Source organism: Micromonospora sp. CPM1 (genome assembly GCF_023896895.1).
In the GTDB taxonomy this organism is placed as follows: domain Bacteria; phylum Actinomycetota; class Actinomycetes; order Mycobacteriales; family Micromonosporaceae; genus Micromonospora; species Micromonospora tulbaghiae.
This window is the reverse complement of sequence record NZ_JAMHIU010000006.1, coordinates 251,550-269,286: the sequence shown is the minus strand read 5'-3', so window position 1 is coordinate 269,286 and position 17,737 is coordinate 251,550. Positions and strand designations below refer to the sequence as shown.

Sequence of the window (17,737 nt, the reverse complement as noted above, 5' to 3'; positions counted from 1 at the left end):
GGTGGTGCGCAGCAGGTAGCGGTAGCGCTCGCCCGGCACCGCGCCGCCCTGGCTGTCCAGGAACTCCCAGCGCACCGCCACCTCGGTGAGCAGCGCGGAGATCTGCTGCACGTCCTCGATCTGCGCGTTCGCGGCGACGAGTTCCCGCTCCTGGTAGTCGGGCGCGGCGCCGACGAAACTGAGCGCCACCGCCGCGGGCGAGGTGAACGAGAAGCTGTAGGTGTCGGCGACCACCAGCCCGGGCAGGGCGTAGCAGCCGGCGATGGCCGGCACGTCGGCGGTGGTCAGCGCCACGCCGTACCGGTCGAAGAAGTCGGTGAGCGTGTCGAGGTCGGTGGAAGCCGTCACGACGCTCCTCATTACCGGCCCGCCCCGGCGGCAAACCTTCCTCAGCGCGGCGGGATCCGTACCTCGATCTCGGCGCCGAGGTGCGCGCCGCCGCTGAGGGCCAGGTCGTCGCCGCTCCAGAACCGGCCCGGGTCGTACCAGTTGGGCCGTCGCCCGGCGGGCAGCAGGCCCATCGCCTCATAGGTCACCGCGACCACCTCGGCGCAGTACGCGGTCTCCAGCGCGGCGGCGTTCTCCCTGCCCGTGTCGCCGATCCTGCTCGTGTCGCCGGTCTCGCCCCGGTCGCCGGTCTCGGCCCGGTCGCCGGTCTCGGCCCGGTCGCCGGTATCGCCTCGGTGGCCGGTATCGCCGGCCCTGCCCCGGCTGCCGGCCTCGCCCCTGTCGATGATCCTGTTCAGGATGCCGATCTGGTTCCGGTCGCCGGTCCTGCCCCGGAGGGCGCCGAGGCTCAGGCGGCGCGGGTGCGGCAGTCGGCCCCGCGCCCACCGCCAGGCGAGCTGCGCGGTGGACGGGAACGGCGTGCCGTCCAGGCGAGCCACGGTACGCAGCACCGCCTCCTCCATCGCCGTGTCCGCCGGTGGTTCGAGCTGGCGCAGCCAGCCCCGCTGGCCGTACCGGTTGGCCCAGACGCAGACCGCGTCCCGCAGGTCGTGCAGCTGCACGCCGCGCTGGTGGGTGCCGGTCCACATGTCCGGCAGCGAACGCCCCAGCTCGGCGTGCCACATCAGCGGCGGCATGTCGTCGAGCACCACCGCCATGCCGACGTGGTTCACCGGGCTGTTCGTGGTGAGCTGGATGGCCCGGTCGGGCACGCTGCGTCCGCGGAACACCCACAGGTCGCCGGTGCGGGTCAGCTCCACTGCCTCGTCCAGGCTGATGCTCATGGAGGACTACCCTATGCGGATGCGGCAACGGATGCGGTGGTGGAAGGTACTCGGACTCGCGGGTCTCGCCGGCGTCGCGGCGACCGGAGTGGTGGTGGCGCGGGCCGAACGGCGGCGCCGGGCGTACACCCCGGAGGAGATCCGGGAGCGGCTGCGCGAGCGGCACGCCAAGGCTTCCTCGTCCTGACCGGACAGTCGGGGGCGGCGGATTCTCCTACCATCGCAATGATGGGAACCGTTTTCTGGGAGAGCCCGTTCGTCCTCGATCCTCCGCCCGCCGCCGTCGAGCGGCACGGCGACGTCGACCTGCACGTGCCCACCGGCGACGGCCGGCATCCCGCGGTCGTCGTCGTGCACGGCGTACCGGGACCGCCCGAGGCGCCCGACGCGCGGGACTGGCCGCTCTACCGGGGCTACGGCGCGCTGCTCGCCGAGGCGGGCGTGCTGGCCGCGATCCCCCGGCTCACCGTGGCCAGCCCGGACGACCTGTACACGGTCGCCGCCCGGGTCGCCGCCACCGCCGAACTGCTTCGCGCCGACCCGCGCGTCGACCCCGACCGGCTCGGCCTCTGGTTCTTCTCCGGCGCCGGCCTGCTGCTCGGCGACTGGCTCCGGGACCCGCCGGTCTGGCTGCGCGGCGTGGCCGCGACCTATCCGCTGCTGGCCCCGCTGCCCGGATGGCCCCCGGTGGACCCGCGCTTCCGCCCGATAGACGCCCTCGACCTGCCCGCGGATCAGGGCGCCACCACTGCGTCGGGCACGGCCTCCCCCGACGACGCCGAGCGCCCGGAGGCGGCATCTCCCGATGGCGCGAACGTCGACGCCGCGCACGCGGAGGGCGCGGCGGGGCCGACGCTCGTGCTGACCCGGGCGGGGCGGGAACGGCCCGAGGTCGCCCCCACCATCGAGGCGTTCACGGTGGTCGCGCGGCGGCGCGGCATCCCGCTGTGCGTGGTGGACGTGCCGAACGGGCAGCACGGATTCGACGCGCTGGACCACACCGAGGAGTCCCGGGCCGCAGTCCGCACCGCCCACGAAACCTTGCTCACCCTGCTCACCGCCTCCTGACCCTGCCGCCAGCCCTCACCGAGACCCCAGCACCCCACCCGCACCGCCCCGATCGCGTCGATCATGAAGTTAGCGGCGACAAATCAGGCACCAACCACCGCCAACTTCATGATCGACGGGGCAGGGCGATCCCCCGGGCAGCGCGCTCCCCGTTCACCCGTTCACCCGGCCCGGCGGTTCGCCGCGCCCTGCCCACCCGCTCGCCCCGATCCGCGTCGGTGATCAAGGAGTTTGTGTCACTGCGGGAGCCCGCACAGGGCACAAACTCCTTGATCAACCGGACGAGGGCGGGCCAGGGCGGGGGCGGGCGGCGCGAGGGAGAGCACTGTGCGGCCCTGGAGGGTAATGGCCGGGAGGCGCTGGATTCCTCAGGCGCGCTCGGGTGAGCCGTCAGCGGTCGGCGGCGGGGACCGGGGCGGGCTGCTCGGAGGGCTCGGACACGTGCAGGCGCTTGGCCCGGCGGCGCAGCCACGCGGTGCTGACCACGCCGGCCAGCACGGCCAGCACCAGCCCGGCCCAGGAAATGTCCTTGAGCCAGTGCTCGGCGGCCTGCCCGAGATAGAACAGCAGGTAGGTGGTGCCGAACGCCCACACCAGCCCGCCTGCGGCGTTGGCGACCAGGAACCGGCGGTACGGCACGCGCAGCGCCCCGGCGAGCGGCCCGGCGAGGATGCGCAGCAGCGCGACGAACCGTCCGAAGAACACCGCCCAGACGCCGTGCCGGGCGAAGCTCAGCTCGGCGCGGGCCAGGTGTGCCGGGCCGAGGTGTTTCGGGAAGCGCCGGCCGAGCCGTTCCAGCAGGGGGCGGCCACCTCGGCGGCCCACGGCATATCCGATGGAGTCGCCGATGATGGCGCCGGTTGCCGCGGCGGTCGCCACCCACTCGGGCCCGACGGCGCCGGTGGCGGCGAGCAGCGCGGCGCTGACCAGCACGATCTCGCCGGGCAGCGGGATGCCCATGCTCTCCACGCCGATCACGCCGCCCACGAGCAGGCAGATCAGGGCCGGCGGGAGCGCGGCGAGCCAGTGCTGTACGTCGACCACCCGCCGACCCTACCCGCGCCGGGTCAGCCCGCGGGGGCCAGGAACTCCAGCCGGTTGCCGTGCGGGTCGTACGTGTGGAACCGCCGCATGCCGGGAATCTCGTCGTCGCCCCAGGTCACGGCGTGTCCGGCGGCGTCGAGGCGGGCGGCCAGCTCGTCCAGGTCGGTGCGCAGCAGCGCGGGGTGCGCCTTGCGGGCGGGGCGGAAGTCGTCCTCGACGCCCAGGTGCAGCTCGGCGCCGTACCCGGTGAACCAGCAGCCACCGCGGGCGGCGAGGGCCGGGGGTTTGGGCTTCTCGGCGAGGCCGAGCAGACCGGTGTAGAAGGAGCGGGACGCGTCCTCGGAGCCGCGGGGGCAGGCGAGCAGGACGTGATGGATCATGGTGGCACCTCCTCGTCCCGCAGCGTGGCACGAGGTTGCACGAATAGCAAGACGGACGTACGGTTTTGTAGAGACCGACGCAGGTAAGTGTTGCCTAAGCACGGCAGCGCCCCGGTCGGTGCGACAAACTGCTCAGGACTACTCACGGTCGCTGGTGTGAAGGAGTACGACGTGGCGAGCCTCGACACCTTCGGTGCGAAGACCCAGCTACGCGTCGGAGACGCGAGCTACGAGATTTTCAGGATCGACAAGGTGGAGGGCCACGAGCGGCTGCCCTACAGCTTGAAGATCCTGCTGGAGAACCTGCTGCGGACCGAGGACGGCGCGAACATCACCGCCGACCACATCCAGCAGCTCGGCGCGTGGGACGCCACCGCCGACCCGAGCGTGGAGATCCAGTTCACCCCGGCCCGGGTGCTGATGCAGGACTTCACCGGCGTGCCCTGCGTGGTCGACCTGGCCACCATGCGCGAGGCGGTCCGTGACCTGGGCGGCGACGCCACCAAGGTCAACCCCCTCGCTCCGGCCGAGCTGGTCATCGACCACTCGGTCATCGCCGACCTGTTCGGCCGCGAGGACGCGTTCGAGCGCAACGTCGAGCTGGAGTACGAGCGCAACAAGGAGCGCTACCAGTTCCTGCGCTGGGGCCAGACCGCGTTCAACGAATTCAAGGTCGTCCCGCCGGGCACCGGCATCGTGCACCAGGTCAACATCGAGTACCTGGCTCGCACGATCATGGAGCGCAACGGCCAGGCGTACCCGGACACGGTCGTCGGCACCGACTCGCACACCACCATGGTCAACGGCCTGGGCGTGCTGGGCTGGGGCGTCGGCGGCATCGAGGCCGAGGCCGCGATGCTCGGCCAGCCGGTCAGCATGCTGATCCCCCGCGTGGTCGGCTTCAAGCTCTCCGGTGAGATGCCGGCCGGCACCACCGCCACCGACCTGGTGCTGACCATCACCGAGATGCTGCGCAAGCACGGCGTGGTCGGCAAGTTCGTCGAGTTCTACGGCCCCGGCGTGAGCGCCGTGCCGCTTGCCAACCGCGCCACCATCGGCAACATGTCGCCGGAGTACGGCTCGACCGTGGCGATCTTCCCGATCGACGCCGAGACCGTCCGCTACCTGGAGCTGACCGGCCGCGACGCTCAGCAGGTCGCGCTGGTCGAGGCGTACGCCAAGGAGCAGGGCCTCTGGCACGACCCGGAGCGCGAGCCGGAGTACTCCGAGCGCCTGGAGCTGGACCTGAGCACCATCGAGCCGTCGCTGGCCGGCCCGAAGCGCCCGCAGGACCGGGTGCCGCTGGGCAGCGCCAAGACGCTGTTCCGCGCCGCGCTCAGCGACTACGTGGCCGCCGACGAGACCGGCGGCGACCCGGGCCGCAAGCCGGGCGTGCCGCAGCAGGAGAAGCCGTTCGGCGCCGACGGCCCGGCCGACGAGGCGTCGGCCGAGTCGTTCCCGGCCAGCGACTCCCCCGCCAACGGTGTGAACGACCCGGCGGACGCGCCGCGCGACCTGGAGACCGCCGCGGTGGGCGCGGGCGGCCGGGCGAGCAATCCGGTACGCGTGACCAGCGCCGACGGCGTCGAGTACGAGCTGGACCACGGCGCCGTGGTGATCGCCGCGATCACCTCCTGCACCAACACCTCGAACCCGCAGGTGATGATCGGCGCCGCGCTGCTGGCCCGCAACGCGGTGGAGAAGGGCCTGGCCCGCAAGCCGTGGGTGAAGACCACCCTGGCGCCGGGCTCGAAGGTCGTCATGGACTACTACGACCGCGCGGGCCTGACGCCGTACCTGGACAAGCTCGGCTTCAACCTGGTCGGCTACGGCTGCACCACCTGCATCGGCAACTCCGGCCCGCTGCCGGAGGAGGTCTCCGCCGCCGTGAACGACGGTGACCTGGCCGTCGTGTCGGTGCTGTCCGGCAACCGCAACTTCGAGGGCCGGATCAACCCGGACGTCAAGATGAACTACCTGGCGTCCCCGCCGCTGGTGGTCGCGTACGCGCTCGCCGGCACCATGGACATCGACCTGGCAAACGAGCCGATCGGCGAGGACGCCCAGGGCAACCCGGTGTTCCTGCGGGAGATCTGGCCGAACAGCGCCGAGATCCAGGACGTCATCGCCTCCGCGATCGGCGCGACCGGCTTCAGCGCCGCGTACGCCGACGTGTTCGCCGGTGACGAGCGCTGGCAGTCGCTGCCGACCCCGACCGGCGACACGTTCTCCTGGGACGGCGAGTCGACCTACGTGCGCAAGCCCCCGTACTTCGAGGGCATGCAGCAGGAGCCGGCCCCGGTGCAGGACATCGCCGACGCGCGGGTGCTGGCCAAGCTGGGCGACTCGGTGACCACCGACCACATCTCCCCGGCCGGTTCGATCAAGGCGGACTCCCCCGCCGGTAAGTACCTGGCCGAGCACGGCGTGGCCCGGCACGAGTTCAACTCGTACGGCTCCCGCCGGGGCAACCACGAGGTGATGATCCGGGGCACGTTCGCCAACATCCGGCTGCGCAACCAGCTCGTCCCGGGCGTGGAGGGCGGCTTCACGGTCAACCACCTGACCGGCGAGCAGACCTCGATCTACGACGCCTCGATGGCCTACCAGGAGGCGGGCGTCCCGCTGGTCATCCTGGCCGGCAAGGAGTACGGCTCCGGCTCGTCGCGTGACTGGGCGGCCAAGGGCACCATGCTGCTGGGCGTGAAGGCGGTCATCGCCGAGTCGTACGAGCGGATCCACCGCTCGAACCTGATCGGCATGGGCGTGCTGCCGCTGCAGTTCCCGGGCGGCGAGACCGCCGAGTCGCTGGGCCTGACCGGCACCGAGACGTTCTCGATCAGCGGCGTCACCGCGCTCAACGACGGCGACACCCCGCGTACGGTGAAGGTCACCACCGACACCGGCGTGGAGTTCGACGCCGTGGTCCGCATCGACACCCCGGGTGAGGCGGACTACTACCGGCACGGCGGCATCCTGCAGTACGTGCTGCGCCGCATGATCGCGAGCTGATTCGCGTACGGCTGACACAGGGCCGCTTCCCGCTCCGGCGGGGAGCGGCCCTCGCCGTACCGTGGTCATCGCAGCCGGAGCGCGACGGCGCGTGCCTCGGAGTCGGTGAGCGGCAGGAACCACAGGAAGCGCCGCACGATCGCGACCGGGTCCGGGCCGCCGGGCCGGCCGCGCAGGTCGCGGATGGCCTGCCGGGTGAGCCGGGAGAACTCGGGGATCATCGTGGCGCGGCGGGCCGCGTCGGTGGGCGCGGCCCGCAGGGTCGGGCACGGCCAGGGCTCGCCGCAGCGGTCGCAGCGCCAGGCCGGACCGCACGCGCGGTGGCCGGTCAGCGGCAGCACCACCCGGGGGTACGCCGATGTGGGTGTCGGTTCGGTCATGCCCCTACCGTGCCGAGGGTGCCCGAACAATCACACAGCGTTGTGTAATCTCCTTCGGACAGTTCTTTTGCTCCGGGGAGGAACGGGCATGAACCATGCCTTCGTCACCGCGCTGGCCGGTGCCGGCCACACCGCCGAGAGCCTGGCGGAACGGCTCGGACTGCACCCGAAGACGGTGGCCCGATGGGCGAACCCCGGGCACATCCCGCAGAGCCGGCACCGCGCGACTGTGGCGAACCTGCTGGGCCAGCCGATCGAGGCGCTCTGGCCAGACACGGTCCGCCGCCGCGAGCCGGTCTGGTTCCGCCCGTGGGTCGACATCGAACGCGAGGCGGTCGCGCTACGCACGTTCGAGCTGGCGTGGGTGCCGGGCCTGTTGCAGACCGAGGCGTACGCCCGGGCCACGTTCATCGGCCAGCCGCTGACCGCCGACGAGGTCACCGACCTGGTCACCGCCCGGCTGGACCGGCAGGGCATCCTCACCCGGCCGCGCGGGCCGCTGTACGTCGTGGTGCTCGACGAGCAGGTGCTGCGCCGCGCCGCCGCCGGCGACCGGGCGTTGATGGCCGCGCAGGTGACCCACCTGCTCGCCTGCGCCGAGCTGCCGAACGTGCAGCTCCACGTGGTACCGGTGGACACGCCGACCTATCCCGGGCTGGACGGGCCGTTCGTCATCGCGGAGCTGCGCGACGGCAACCGGGTGGCGCATGTGGACAGCCAGGCCCGCGCGCAGATCATCGAGCAGCCCTCGGAGATTGCTACCCTGGAGCGTCGGTGGGAACGCATCCGGGGCGAGGCGCTGCCTCGCGCGCGGACCCTGGAACTGCTGAGGGAAGTGGCGGCGGCATGGACCTGAGCGGCGCCCGGTGGCGCAAGAGCACCCGCAGCGGCGGCAACGGCGGCAACTGCGTCGAGGTCGCCGGCAACCTGCCCGGTGTGGTCGGCGTCCGCGACTCGAAGGACCCGGCCGGGCCGGTGCTCACCTTCACCCCGGCCGCGTGGATCCGGTTCCTGACGTCGACCCGCCGCTGAGCGGGCCGAAAGGGCCACCCTTTCGCCCATCCCACGCATTGAGAAATTGCTATTCGATGAATTCCATCGCCCCCGATCGCACATCCGACACTGCAAACAATCGACGTCCATGATTCGTTGACACGCCCCGAATACCGTCGATACGTTGCCGACATCGCGATGAACAACGGGGGCGCTCCAGTTTCGATCCGGGAATCGAACACTGGGAAGGATTTCATGAAGACGACGATCAAACTTCTGGCCCTGCCGGCCCTGATCCTGCCGGCGATCCTCGCCGGCACTCCGGCGCTGGCCGGCACCGGCACCGGCACCACCGCGGGCACGGCCGCTCCGGCCGCTGTCACGTCGATCGAGCGCAAGGCGGGGTCGTCCGCGCAGGCCAGGGCCTACTGGACGGCCGAGCGCATGGCGGCGGCCACTCCGGCCGACGAGGTGGAGAAGTCCGCCGGCCCGGTCACCCAGAGCCCTGTGGCGGAGCGGGTGCGGCGCTTCGCGGAGGCGGTGGCGCCGAAGGACGGCAGCGGCTTCGGCGCCCAGCTGAACGAGTCGATCACGGTGGGGAAGATCTTCTACACCAGCTCGACCGACGGCCTGGGCCACTACTGCTCCGCGAGCGTGGTGAACAGCCCGGCGCGCAACATGGTCTTCACGGCCGCGCACTGCGTGCACGACGGGCCGGGCCGGGACTGGCACACCGCGAACTGGATGTTCGTGCCGTCGTACCGCAACGGCGCGCAGCCGTACGGCACCTGGGACTGGTCCACGCTCGCGGTGCCGAGCGGCTGGATCAGCACCCGCGAGCGGCAGTACGACGTTGCGGTCGCGCTCGTCTACGGCAGCCGGTCGATCGTGGACGCGGTCGGCGCGAACGGGCTGCTCACCGGCGGTGGCCGGGCGTACCACTACGACATCTTCGGCTACCCGAGCAACAAGGACAGCGGTGAGGTCCAGTGGGTCTGCTCGGGCACGTCGCGGGACGCGGGCAGCAACCGGATCGAGATGAACTGCGGCTTCGGGGGCGGTTCGAGCGGCGGTCCGTGGTACTACAGCTACGACAACACCACCAGGCGCGGTGACGTGCACGGGGTGATGAGTTACTCGAGCGGCTCGAACACGAACGGCTCGCCGTACTTCTCCGCCGCGGTGGTGGGGACGCTCTACAACACGTACGCGAACGACACCTGGTGAACGACGTCCGCCTGGTGTGCCGCCCGGCGCACCAGGCGGACCGGTGCCAGTCGGACCGGCACCCGGCCCCGGAGGAGGCGACATGTCACATCGTGTGCTGCTCGGCGCGGCCGCCGTCGCGGCGCTCGCCGTGGCCGCGGCCGTCGTAGTCGTCGCGGCGCGCGACGGGGGCGCGCGGCGACCAGCGCCGCCCGGCCCGGTGGTCGCGACGCACAATCCGAGCCCCGGCGCCACCGATCCGTCCGAATACTGGACGAGGGAACGAATGCGTGACGCGATCGGCGACTAATTCACCGAATTGCGTCCGCCGGATCTGCGTTCGCCGGAATCGAATGCGCAATTCCCATTCCCAGCGGGTCACCGGCCCTGGCGCCAGACCTGTTCCCGGGCCGCTTCCCGCGACTCGTGATGGACGCCGCGGTCGCTCTCAGCCGGCGGCGCTCTCCAGCACGGCCTTGAGCCGGGCCAGGTCCGCCTCGACGAGCGCGGTGTCCCGGTCGAAGTCCACGTCGCTCATGCCGGGCATCCGCCGCAGGCTGAACACCACCTCGGTGGCGTCCCCGTCGGCGATGGCGCGCAGCGGCACGTAGACCGTCTCGCCCGACGGCGTCAGCACCTCGTGGTCGAGCACGCCGTACTCGTTGGCCGGGGCGAACGTCAGCCGCGCCCGCCCTTCGGGTGTGTCCACGTACCAGTGGCCGTCGACGAGCACGACCGAGCCGCCGAGGCCCGGGGCCCAGCGGGGCAGGTTCGCCGGGTCGGCGGCGAAGGCGTAGACCTCCGCCACCGGACGGTCGATGTGGACGCTGAGGTGCCGGGACTCCGAGGCCATGCGCCGATGATGGCACGCTGTCGGACGCCCCCGTTACGCTGCCGCCGATTCCGACCGACACCCCGGGAGACGACCACATGGGCATGGTGTTCACCGCACGCCGGCTGTCCGGCGACGAACTGGCGACGGTACTGGCCGACCCGGACACGGTCGGCACGCTGTTCGACGGCGGTCCGGACGAACTCGACCTCGACAAGGCGTGGCACGGTCTGCACTACCTGCTGAACGGCACCACGTACGAGGTCCGGGGCGACGCCGGCCCAGCGATCATCGGGGGCGACCCGATCGGGCCGGACCTCGGCATGGGCCCGGCCCGGCTGCTCATGCCCGACGCCGTGCGCGCCGTGGCCGCCGGGCTCGACGCGGTGGACGACGCGACGCTGCGGGCCCGCTTCGATCCGGCGGCCATGTCGGAGGCCGAGATCTATCCGCACATCTGGGACGACGGCGAAGACGAGTTCGACAACTACCTGCTGCCGAACTTCACCGCGCTGCGCGACTTCTACCGCGACGCGGCGGCGAGCGGAGACGCCGTGCTGCTCGCCGTCACCTGACCCGCCGGAAACGAGCCGCTGGAGACGAGCCGCCGGAAACGGGTGCGCGCCGACGGCCGCGCGCCGGTAGCGTGCCGGCGTGGGACTCGACGCGTTCGTGTACTGCCGGTGCTGGCAGGACGGCCTCGCCACCCCGTGCCCGGTCGGGCCGGTCGGCTACGACGAGGACGGCTGTCTCGCGTTGTTGCGGCCGTGGGAGGGCAACAAGGCCGCGCACCGCACGTTCGACGCCTGGCAGGCGGAGGCGTGCCCGCACAAGGCAATGGAGCAGGCGAACGAGCACGTGTCCAACTGGGCCGGTGTGCGGCTGTTCCAGCAGGCGCTACGCGCTGCCGGCCCGGAGCGCTTCCCGACGCTCGCCACCGCGCTGCCGAACCTCAACGGCGGCTCGCTGCCGGCCGACCGGGCGGCGGTGGCGCTCGCCGAGCTGGACGCGTTCGCGCGCACCGACCGGATCACCGACGAGGTGGAGCTGATCGACGAGGCGACCGGCCGGGTGCTGATGCAGTACGTCGAGAGCTACCACGGGGTGTTCATGTTCGGCCCGGGCTTTCAGGCCGGGGTCGATCCGGACGGCTTCTTCGTCCTCGACCGCGCCGAACAGCCCGCCACGCTGTTCCGGGCCGTCCGGTTCGGCCAGCGGCCGCTGCCCGGCGACCGAGTGGAGTTCACCGCCGGCGGGACGCGGACGGTGGTGGCGATGCGGCCGGTGGGCGAGCACGGCGAGTCGCCGCCCGAACGGCTCGCGGTACGGACCCGGAGCCGGTCGGGCGGCGACTTCGCCTACATCGTGGAGCCGCTGCGCCGGCTGTGCGCGGCGTCGGTGGCGACCGGCAACCCGGTCATGTGGTGCTGACGAGCGCCGCTCACCACGGGATCGTGCCCGCGTCCTCGAAGTAGCCGCCGGTCGGCCCGTCGTCCGGCAGCGTCGCCAGCCGGATTCCGATCGCCGCGCCCTGCTGTGGGGTCCGCACGCCCCGGAAGCTGTTGAGGTCGGTCGCGGTGAAACCCGGGCAGGCGGCGTTGATCAGGATGCCCGTGCCGGCGAGCGCCCGCGCGTACTGGATGGTCACCGCGTTGAGCATGCTCTTCGACGGCGAGTACGCCACCGACAGCGGGCCGGTCTGATGTTCGCCCTCCGAGGCGCTCTGCCGGGTCAGCGAGCCGACGCCACTGGACATGTTGACGATCCGCGGCGAGGCCGAGCGGCGCAGCAACGGCAGCATCGCCTCGGTCACCCGGACCACCCCGATCACGTTCACCTCGACCGCGGTCCGGATGGTCGCGAGGTCGACGTCACCCGGGTGCTGGGGCACGCCACCCGTCACGCCCGCGTTGTTGACGAGCACGTCCAGCCCGCCGGCCTCCGTCTCAAGCAGCCGGGCGGCGGCGGCCACGCTCGCGTCGTCGGTCACGTCCAGCGGTACGCCGAACGCGTCCACGCCGCCCGCGCGCAGCTTCGCGACCGCCTCGGCGAGCCGCTGTTCGTCCCGGGCGCCGACGCCCACCCGCCAGCCCAGCGCGCCCAGGCCCGCCGCGATCTCGTACCCGATACCCTTGTTCGCGCCCGTCACCAGCGCGATCGTCCGTTCGCTCATGCCCTCGATCCTGTCCGCGGGGCGCGCGGGCCTCCAACACCACCTCGGTAGCGGCCGATACCCGGCGGGTATCGATCCGGCGGTACGGTGGCGGGATGGAGACGCGGGAGCTTCGCTACTTCGTCGCGGTCGCCGAGGAACTGCACTTCGGCCGCGCCGCGCGCCGCCTGGGCATCGCCCAGCCGCCGCTGTCGCGCGCGATCCGGCAACTCGAACGGCGCCTCGGCGTGACGCTGCTGGAACGGGACAGCCGCAGCGTCGCGCTCACCGCCGCCGGTACGGTGCTGCTCCGGGAGGGCCGGGCCGCCCTGGACGCCGTGGACGCCGCCGACCGCCGTACCCGCCGCGCCGGTCAGGCCGTGAAGGGCGGCCCCGGGCTGGTGCTGGCGACCAAGGCGGGTGCGTCGAGCGAGCTGCTGCCGAAACTGCTCGACGCGTACGCGGCCGAGCCGGACGGGGTCCCCGTCGAGGTGCTGTTGTGCGGCATCGGCGAACAGGAACGGCTGCTGCGCGACGGGCGGGCCGACGTGGCGCTGCTGCACCTGCCGTTCGACTCGACCACCGGGCTGGACACCGAGGAACTCGTCACCGAGCAGCAGGTGGCGGTCCTGCCGGGCGGCCATCCGCTGGCCCGGCGGCCGCACCTCCTCATGGCCGAGGTGGAGACGCTGCCCGGCCTGCCGATGCCGCGCTGGCCCCGGGCCGACGGGTCGTATCCGGACGGCCCGGGCCCCGAGGTCCGGGACCACGCCCAGTTGTTCCAGCTCATCGCGCTCGGCCGTACCGTTGTGGTGCTGCCGGAGTCAGTCCGGACGCTGCTGCTCGCCGACCTGACCGCCGTGCCGGTGCCGGACGCTCCGGCGGTGACCACTGTCATCGCGTGGCCGCCGCACAGCCGGTCCCGGTCCCTCGCCGCCCTGATCCGGACCGCCACCCGCCTGTAGGGACCGCCCTACGACAGGTCCTTGCGCATCTGCTGGGTGACCACCCGGTAGCCGGACGTCTCGTACAGCTTGCGTGCCGTCTCGTTGGCGCCGAAGACGTTCAGCTCCAGCGCCTGCGCGCCCCGCTCCCGGGCCGCCCGCTCCCCGGCCGCGAGCAGCGCCCGCCCGAGGCCCCGGCCCCGGTGCCCGGCGGCGACCTCGATGTCGTAGAGGAACGCGCAGCCGGCGAGCCCACGCGGGTGGGTGAGGCCGATCCACAGGCGTCCCACCGGCGAGCCGTCGGCCAGCACGCCGAGCAGGAACAGCATGCCGGGCGTGGCCATGCCCTGCGGCAGGAAGGCCGCGCTTTCCCGCCGGGCCCGGTCGAGCGCCTCCTCCGGAGTCCAGTTGCCGGCGGCCACGTGCTCCCGCGCGTAGCCGGCGGCGAGTTCGTCCTGCCAGCTGTCGAACTCGTCCGGGGTCATCGCCCGGACGCTCACCTCGGTCATCGCCACTCCCCCGTCGATGTGTGACCCTTCAGTCCTCGGCGGCGCGGCGGCGCGCCTCCCGCAGCTTCATGGCGTGCTCCAGCAGCGTGATCAGCACCTCCTTGGCCGACTCCCGCTTGCGCGCGTCGCACAGCACCACCGGTACGCCCGGGTCCAGGTCGAGCGCGGCCTGCACCTCGTCGAGACGGAACGTCTTGGCGCCCTCGAAGCAGTTCACCGCCACCACGAAGGGCGTACCGCGTCCCTCGAAGTAGTCGATCGACGGGAAGCAGTCGGCCAGCCGGCGGGTGTCGGCGAGCACCACCGCACCGAGCGCGCCGAGTGCCAGCTCGTCCCAGACGAACCAGAACCGGTCCTGCCCGGGCGTGCCGAACAGGTAGAGCACCAGGTCGTCGCTGATGGTGATGCGGCCGAAGTCCATCGCCACGGTGGTGGTCGACTTCTCCTCGATGCCGGACAGGTCGTCGATGCCGATCCCGGTCTCGGTCAGCACCTCCTCGGTCCGCAGGGGCCGGGTCTCGCTGACCGCGCCGACCATCGTGGTCTTGCCGACGCCGAACCCGCCCGCGATCAGGATCTTGATCGCGGTGGGCAGCGGCGCGGCGCCCGCCGGCCGCTCAGAGCGCCCGTAGTCCATTGATTACCGCCTCGAAAACGTGCTCGTCGGGAAGGCCGGCGGTGGTCGCGCGCGGCTCGCGTACCTGTACCAGGCTGCGGGCGGCCAGGTCTCCGAGGAGGACCCGGACCGTGCCCACCGGCAGGTCGAGATGGGCGGCGATCTCGGCCACGGAGAGGATCCGCTGGCAGAGGCCGACGATCGCCACGTGCTCCGGGCCCAGCCCGGACTCCGACCCGACATCCGTGCGGGTCGAGGTGACCAGCGAGATCAGGTCGAACGTGCCGGTCACCGGGCGGGCCCGGCCTCCGGTCACCGCGTACGGGCGCACCACCGGGCCGGCGTGGTCGTCCACCCACTCCTGCTCCGCGGAGTCCCCCCGGCCGGTCATCGTGCCGCGTTCTCGCCGAGGGGCTGTTCCCGGGTCGGTGACGCGACGAACCGGCCGACCCGGGTGACGAGCATGGCCATCTCGTACGCGATCAGGCCGACGTCCGCGTCCTCCGAGGCCAGCACCGCCAGGCAGGCGTTGCGCCCGGCCGCGGTGACGAACAGGAAGGAGGACTGCATCTCGATGATGGTCTGCTGTACGTGCCCGCCACCGAACCGCTTGCCCGCGCCGCGGGCCAGGCTCTGGATGCCGGCCGCCATGGCCGCCAGGTGCTCGCCGTCGTCCCGGCTCAATCCGCGGGACGAGGCCATCAACAGTCCGTCGGTGGAGAGCGCCACGGCGTGCTCCGCCTGCTTGACCCGGCCGACCAGGTCATCCAGCAGCCACGTCAGATCCGCGCTCGAAGCCGTCTTCTGCGCCACTCGTCGTCCTCATCTTCCCGGCTTGTGTGCCGTCAACTTCCGGTTTCCGTCGCGTCGACGTCCCGGTCAGGTAACCTGCTCGTCCGCGTCGGCCGGCCCGCCGCCGGCCCCCTGGGCTCCACCGAGCAATCGCGCGGCATCGGTACGGCCGCGTCGCGTACCGCTCTGGTAGGAGCTCATCATCCGGCGCACCTGCTCCGGTGCACGCGCCGTGTCGTCGTCGGCGGCGTCGTCCTCCGCCTCGGTCTGGTCGTGCCGCAGCTCCGGCGCGAGGCTGGCCTGGCGTACCCGGACCGGCAGTCCCGCGTCGGTGACCGGCGCGGTCTCCGGCTCCGTCGCCGGCGACGCGTCAGGCTCGTCGGTCGTGGCGGCGGGCCGCCGCTCCACCACCGCCAGCTCCGTGGTGGGCCCCACCACCCCGGGCTGCCGCTTGCGGGTACGCGCGGGCAGCCCGGAGGGGGTCAGCCGGGGTGCCCGCGCCACCGGCTCCGGCGCCTGCGGGGCGGGCTCGGCCGGCTGGTCCGGTTCGGTGTCGCCGTCCGGGCCGGACGGGGTCGCCGGCCCGTCGCCGTCGCGCGTGCTCCGCGCCGGATCCGGTGCGGGCGCCGCCGGCAGGGCCGTCCCGGGGGCGGGCAGGGCGTCGGCCGCGTCGGCGCCGTCGGCGGTGATCAGTTCACGCGGGATCAGCACCACCGCCGTCGTCCCGCCGTACGCGGACTCCTTGAGCTGCACCTTGACGCCGTGCCGCTCGGTGAGCCGGCTGACCACGAACAGGCCGAGCCGGGCGGCGTCGGCCAGGTTCAGCTCGGACCGGTCGACGATGCGCGCGTTGGCGGCGGCCAGCTCGTCGGCGCTCATGCCGAGGCCGCGGTCCTCGATCTCGATGGCGAAGCCGTTGGCCACGAGCTGGCCGCGGACCTCCACGGTGGTCTGCGGCGGCGAGAAGGAGAGTCCGTTCTCGATCAGCTCGGCCAGCAGGTGGATGACGTCACCGACGGCGCGGCCGGTGAGCGCCACCTCGCCCAGCGGGCGCACGGTGACCCGCGTGTAGTCCTCGACCTCGGCGACGGCGCCGCGGACCACGTCGACCATGGGGACGTTGCGCCGCCAGGCCCGGCCCGGAGTCGAGCCGGAGAGCACGATCAGGTTCTCCGCGTTGCGCCGCATCCGGGTCGCCAGGTGGTCGACCCGGAACAGGTCCTCCAGCTCCTCGGCGTCGTGTTCCCGCCGTTCCATCGCGTCCAGCAGCGTGAGCTGCCGGTGCACGAGCGCCTGGGTGCGCCGGGCCAGGCTGAGGAACACGTCGCGTACGCTGCGGCGCAGCTCGGCCTGCTCGACGGCGGTGCGGACGGCGGTCTCCTGGACGACGTTGAACGCCTTGCCCACCTGGCCGATCTCGTCGTCGCCGAACTGCAACGGCGGCGCCTCGCGGGCGACGTCCACCTCCTCGCCGCGGCCCAGTCGTTCCACCACGCTCGGCAGGCGTTCGTGCGCCAGCTTGAAGGCGGCCTCGCGCAGCCGTTCGAGCTGGCGGACGAGCGCCCGTGCCGTGGTGATCGAGACGACCACGGACGCGATGACGGCGATCAGGCCGAGACCGGCGGCGAGCACCAGCCGCACGATGACGCCGATCGCGACCGGCATGGCCCGGGACACGATGTCCTCACCGCCGGCGAGGATCACCTCCCGCAGGTCGGCCATCGCCTTCTCGGCGGCGGCCTGCCACGCCGCGGCGCTCACCGGCGGGCGCACCTCGGCGCCCTTGGCCGCGAGCACCTGGTCCTGGAGCGTGCGGAGCTGCTGGAACGCGTCGCCCTCGACCATCCGTTCGAAGCGGGCGCGGTCGCTCGGGGCGAGTTCCCGGGAGGTGCGGTCGGCGAGGAACCACTGCGCGCCGACCAGGCGGGCGAACGCGGTCTGCTCGCCGACGGTGATCCGGTTGGCCGCGATCGCGCCGGTGATCAGCGCGTCCTGTTGGGACAGCAGCTCCCGGGACCGGTTGAGGTCGATGAGCGCGGCGGTGTCCTCGGCGATCTCGTCGTCGTCGAGGCCGCCGAGGGCGTCGAACACCGCGAAGATCCCGTCGACCGCCTCGTCGTACGCGATGAGCGTGGTGGTCCGGTCGATGGTCTTGCGGCTGACGTCGGCGCGTACCTGGCCGAGCTGGTCCAGCTCGGTCTTCAGCTCGTCGAGCCGGCTCATCAGTTCTTCGCTGGCCGGGATCTCGGTGCGCCAGTCCCGCACCGAGCGCCACAGCGCGCCGGCGGTCTCGTCGGTACGGGCGCGCTGGGCCTCCAGCTCCTGCAGCCGGCCCGGGTCGGACTCGCCGAGGTAGCGCAGCGACAGCCGGCGCTCGGCCTGCAACTCCTGCAGCAGCGGGTCGCTCGGCTCGAAGACGCGCGCGTTGAGCGTCTGCACGCCGAGCAGGTTGAATCCGTCCCGTACGGTCACCCACGCGGCGAACGCCCAGAGCGCGGTCAGCGACGCCAGCAGCGCGATGATCTTCGTACGGAGATTCGTACTGCGGGAACCCATCACACCGTCCTGGCCCGGTCT

At 72.5% G+C, this 17,737-nt stretch carries 22 protein-coding genes; 10 read left to right on the top strand and 12 right to left on the bottom strand.

Translation table 11 applies throughout. The features are described 5' to 3' along the window. Together M8C11_RS10270 and M8C11_RS10265 are read right to left on the bottom strand one after the other, a co-directional pair. Positions 1-348, bottom strand: a 348-nt coding sequence (locus M8C11_RS10270; protein ID WP_252449372.1) for a hypothetical protein, incomplete at its 3' end; no start/stop codon positions are given. A 41-nt stretch (positions 349-389) separates the two neighbouring features. Then, positions 390-1,232 (bottom strand): hypothetical protein, encoded by an 843-nt coding sequence (locus M8C11_RS10265; protein ID WP_252449371.1) that lies wholly within the window; start codon positions 1,230-1,232, stop codon positions 390-392. Between M8C11_RS10265 and M8C11_RS10260 the strand changes: the two genes are divergently transcribed. After that, positions 1,231-1,419, top strand: a complete 189-nt coding sequence (locus M8C11_RS10260; protein ID WP_145751969.1) for a hypothetical protein — start codon at positions 1,231-1,233, stop codon at positions 1,417-1,419. The two genes, M8C11_RS10265 and M8C11_RS10260, sit on opposite strands and share 2 nt — an antisense overlap. 41 nt (positions 1,420-1,460) lie before the next feature. After that, a complete protein-coding gene (locus M8C11_RS10255; RefSeq protein WP_252449370.1) occupies positions 1,461-2,300 on the top strand; it encodes a hypothetical protein in 840 nt (279 codons plus the stop codon). A gap of 390 nt (positions 2,301-2,690) precedes the next feature. Here M8C11_RS10255 and M8C11_RS10250 read toward each other — a convergent pair whose 3' ends face one another. Then, entirely contained in the window at positions 2,691-3,344 is a 654-nt protein-coding gene (locus M8C11_RS10250) for a DedA family protein (RefSeq protein ID WP_145751965.1), read from the bottom strand. 23 nt (positions 3,345-3,367) lie between these two features. Then, on the bottom strand, positions 3,368-3,724 hold the full coding sequence (locus M8C11_RS10245) for a VOC family protein (RefSeq protein ID WP_145751963.1): 357 nt from the start codon (positions 3,722-3,724) through the stop codon (positions 3,368-3,370). A 156-nt stretch (positions 3,725-3,880) separates the two neighbouring features. Here M8C11_RS10245 and M8C11_RS10240 point away from each other — a divergent pair, with 156 nt between their 5' ends. Continuing rightward, complete coding sequence (locus M8C11_RS10240) at positions 3,881-6,736, top strand: aconitate hydratase (RefSeq protein WP_252449369.1); 2,856 nt, start codon at positions 3,881-3,883, stop codon at positions 6,734-6,736. A gap of 65 nt (positions 6,737-6,801) precedes the next feature. On the opposite strand, the gene M8C11_RS10235 is transcribed toward M8C11_RS10240, so the two are convergent. Then, positions 6,802-7,116 carry a hypothetical protein gene (locus M8C11_RS10235; RefSeq protein WP_121683054.1) on the bottom strand — a complete coding sequence of 105 codons (315 nt, stop codon included), beginning with the start codon at positions 7,114-7,116 and terminating at the stop codon, positions 6,802-6,804. Positions 7,117-7,204: 88 nt separating this feature from the next. On the opposite strand from M8C11_RS10235, the gene M8C11_RS10230 reads away from it, so the two are divergent. The 4 genes from M8C11_RS10230 to M8C11_RS10215 all read left to right on the top strand — a co-directional run bounded on the left by M8C11_RS10230 (position 7,205) and on the right by M8C11_RS10215 (position 9,625). Beyond that, on the top strand, positions 7,205-7,972 hold the full coding sequence (locus tag M8C11_RS10230) for a DUF5753 domain-containing protein (RefSeq protein ID WP_252449368.1): 768 nt from the start codon (positions 7,205-7,207) through the stop codon (positions 7,970-7,972). Beyond that, complete coding sequence (locus tag M8C11_RS10225; RefSeq protein WP_252449367.1) at positions 7,963-8,148, top strand: DUF397 domain-containing protein; 186 nt, start codon at positions 7,963-7,965, stop codon at positions 8,146-8,148. The genes M8C11_RS10230 and M8C11_RS10225 overlap by 10 nt, the downstream gene beginning before the upstream one ends. Positions 8,149-8,364: 216 nt before the next feature. Continuing rightward, a complete protein-coding gene (locus tag M8C11_RS10220; protein WP_252449366.1) occupies positions 8,365-9,336 on the top strand; it encodes a serine protease in 972 nt (323 codons plus the stop codon). A gap of 82 nt (positions 9,337-9,418) precedes the next feature. Then, positions 9,419-9,625 (top strand): hypothetical protein, encoded by a 207-nt coding sequence (locus M8C11_RS10215; protein ID WP_145751957.1) that lies wholly within the window; start codon positions 9,419-9,421, stop codon positions 9,623-9,625. Positions 9,626-9,763: 138 nt separating this feature from the next. On the opposite strand, the gene M8C11_RS10210 is transcribed toward M8C11_RS10215, so the two are convergent. Continuing rightward, on the bottom strand, positions 9,764-10,168 hold the full coding sequence (locus tag M8C11_RS10210; RefSeq protein WP_145751955.1) for an SRPBCC family protein: 405 nt from the start codon (positions 10,166-10,168) through the stop codon (positions 9,764-9,766). A 77-nt stretch (positions 10,169-10,245) separates the two neighbouring features. On the opposite strand from M8C11_RS10210, the gene M8C11_RS10205 reads away from it, so the two are divergent. Both M8C11_RS10205 and M8C11_RS10200 read left to right on the top strand, forming a co-directional pair. Beyond that, positions 10,246-10,722, top strand: coding sequence for a YfbM family protein (locus M8C11_RS10205; protein ID WP_252449365.1), 477 nt, complete (start codon positions 10,246-10,248; stop codon positions 10,720-10,722). A 79-nt stretch (positions 10,723-10,801) separates the two neighbouring features. Then, positions 10,802-11,578, top strand: a complete 777-nt coding sequence (locus M8C11_RS10200) for a hypothetical protein (protein ID WP_252449364.1) — start codon at positions 10,802-10,804, stop codon at positions 11,576-11,578. Positions 11,579-11,588: 10 nt separating this feature from the next. Here the strand turns inward: M8C11_RS10200 and M8C11_RS10195 are convergent, their stop codons facing one another. Then, positions 11,589-12,320 (bottom strand): SDR family oxidoreductase, encoded by a 732-nt coding sequence (locus M8C11_RS10195; RefSeq protein WP_252449363.1) that lies wholly within the window; start codon positions 12,318-12,320, stop codon positions 11,589-11,591. A gap of 95 nt (positions 12,321-12,415) precedes the next feature. On the opposite strand from M8C11_RS10195, the gene M8C11_RS10190 reads away from it, so the two are divergent. Then, positions 12,416-13,264 carry a LysR family transcriptional regulator gene (locus M8C11_RS10190; protein ID WP_252449362.1) on the top strand — a complete coding sequence of 283 codons (849 nt, stop codon included), beginning with the start codon at positions 12,416-12,418 and terminating at the stop codon, positions 13,262-13,264. 8 nt (positions 13,265-13,272) lie between these two features. Here the strand turns inward: M8C11_RS10190 and M8C11_RS10185 are convergent, their stop codons facing one another. The 5 genes from M8C11_RS10185 to M8C11_RS10165 all read right to left on the bottom strand — a co-directional run bounded on the left by M8C11_RS10185 (position 13,273) and on the right by M8C11_RS10165 (position 17,716). Beyond that, on the bottom strand, positions 13,273-13,752 hold the full coding sequence (locus M8C11_RS10185) for a GNAT family N-acetyltransferase (protein WP_145751945.1): 480 nt from the start codon (positions 13,750-13,752) through the stop codon (positions 13,273-13,275). 28 nt (positions 13,753-13,780) lie between these two features. After that, entirely contained in the window at positions 13,781-14,389 is a 609-nt protein-coding gene (locus M8C11_RS10180; protein ID WP_013287415.1) for an ATP/GTP-binding protein, read from the bottom strand. Continuing rightward, on the bottom strand, positions 14,370-14,759 hold the full coding sequence (locus M8C11_RS10175; RefSeq protein ID WP_013287416.1) for a DUF742 domain-containing protein: 390 nt from the start codon (positions 14,757-14,759) through the stop codon (positions 14,370-14,372). Before M8C11_RS10175 ends, M8C11_RS10180 begins: the two co-directional genes overlap by 20 nt. After that, positions 14,756-15,181: a roadblock/LC7 domain-containing protein gene (locus M8C11_RS10170; RefSeq protein ID WP_013287417.1), complete on the bottom strand. Its 426-nt coding sequence runs from the start codon at positions 15,179-15,181 to the stop codon at positions 14,756-14,758. The genes M8C11_RS10175 and M8C11_RS10170 overlap by 4 nt, the downstream gene beginning before the upstream one ends. Positions 15,182-15,247: 66 nt before the next feature. Beyond that, a complete protein-coding gene (locus M8C11_RS10165) occupies positions 15,248-17,716 on the bottom strand; it encodes a nitrate- and nitrite sensing domain-containing protein (RefSeq protein ID WP_145751942.1) in 2,469 nt (822 codons plus the stop codon). Positions 17,717-17,737 lie beyond the last annotated feature (21 nt).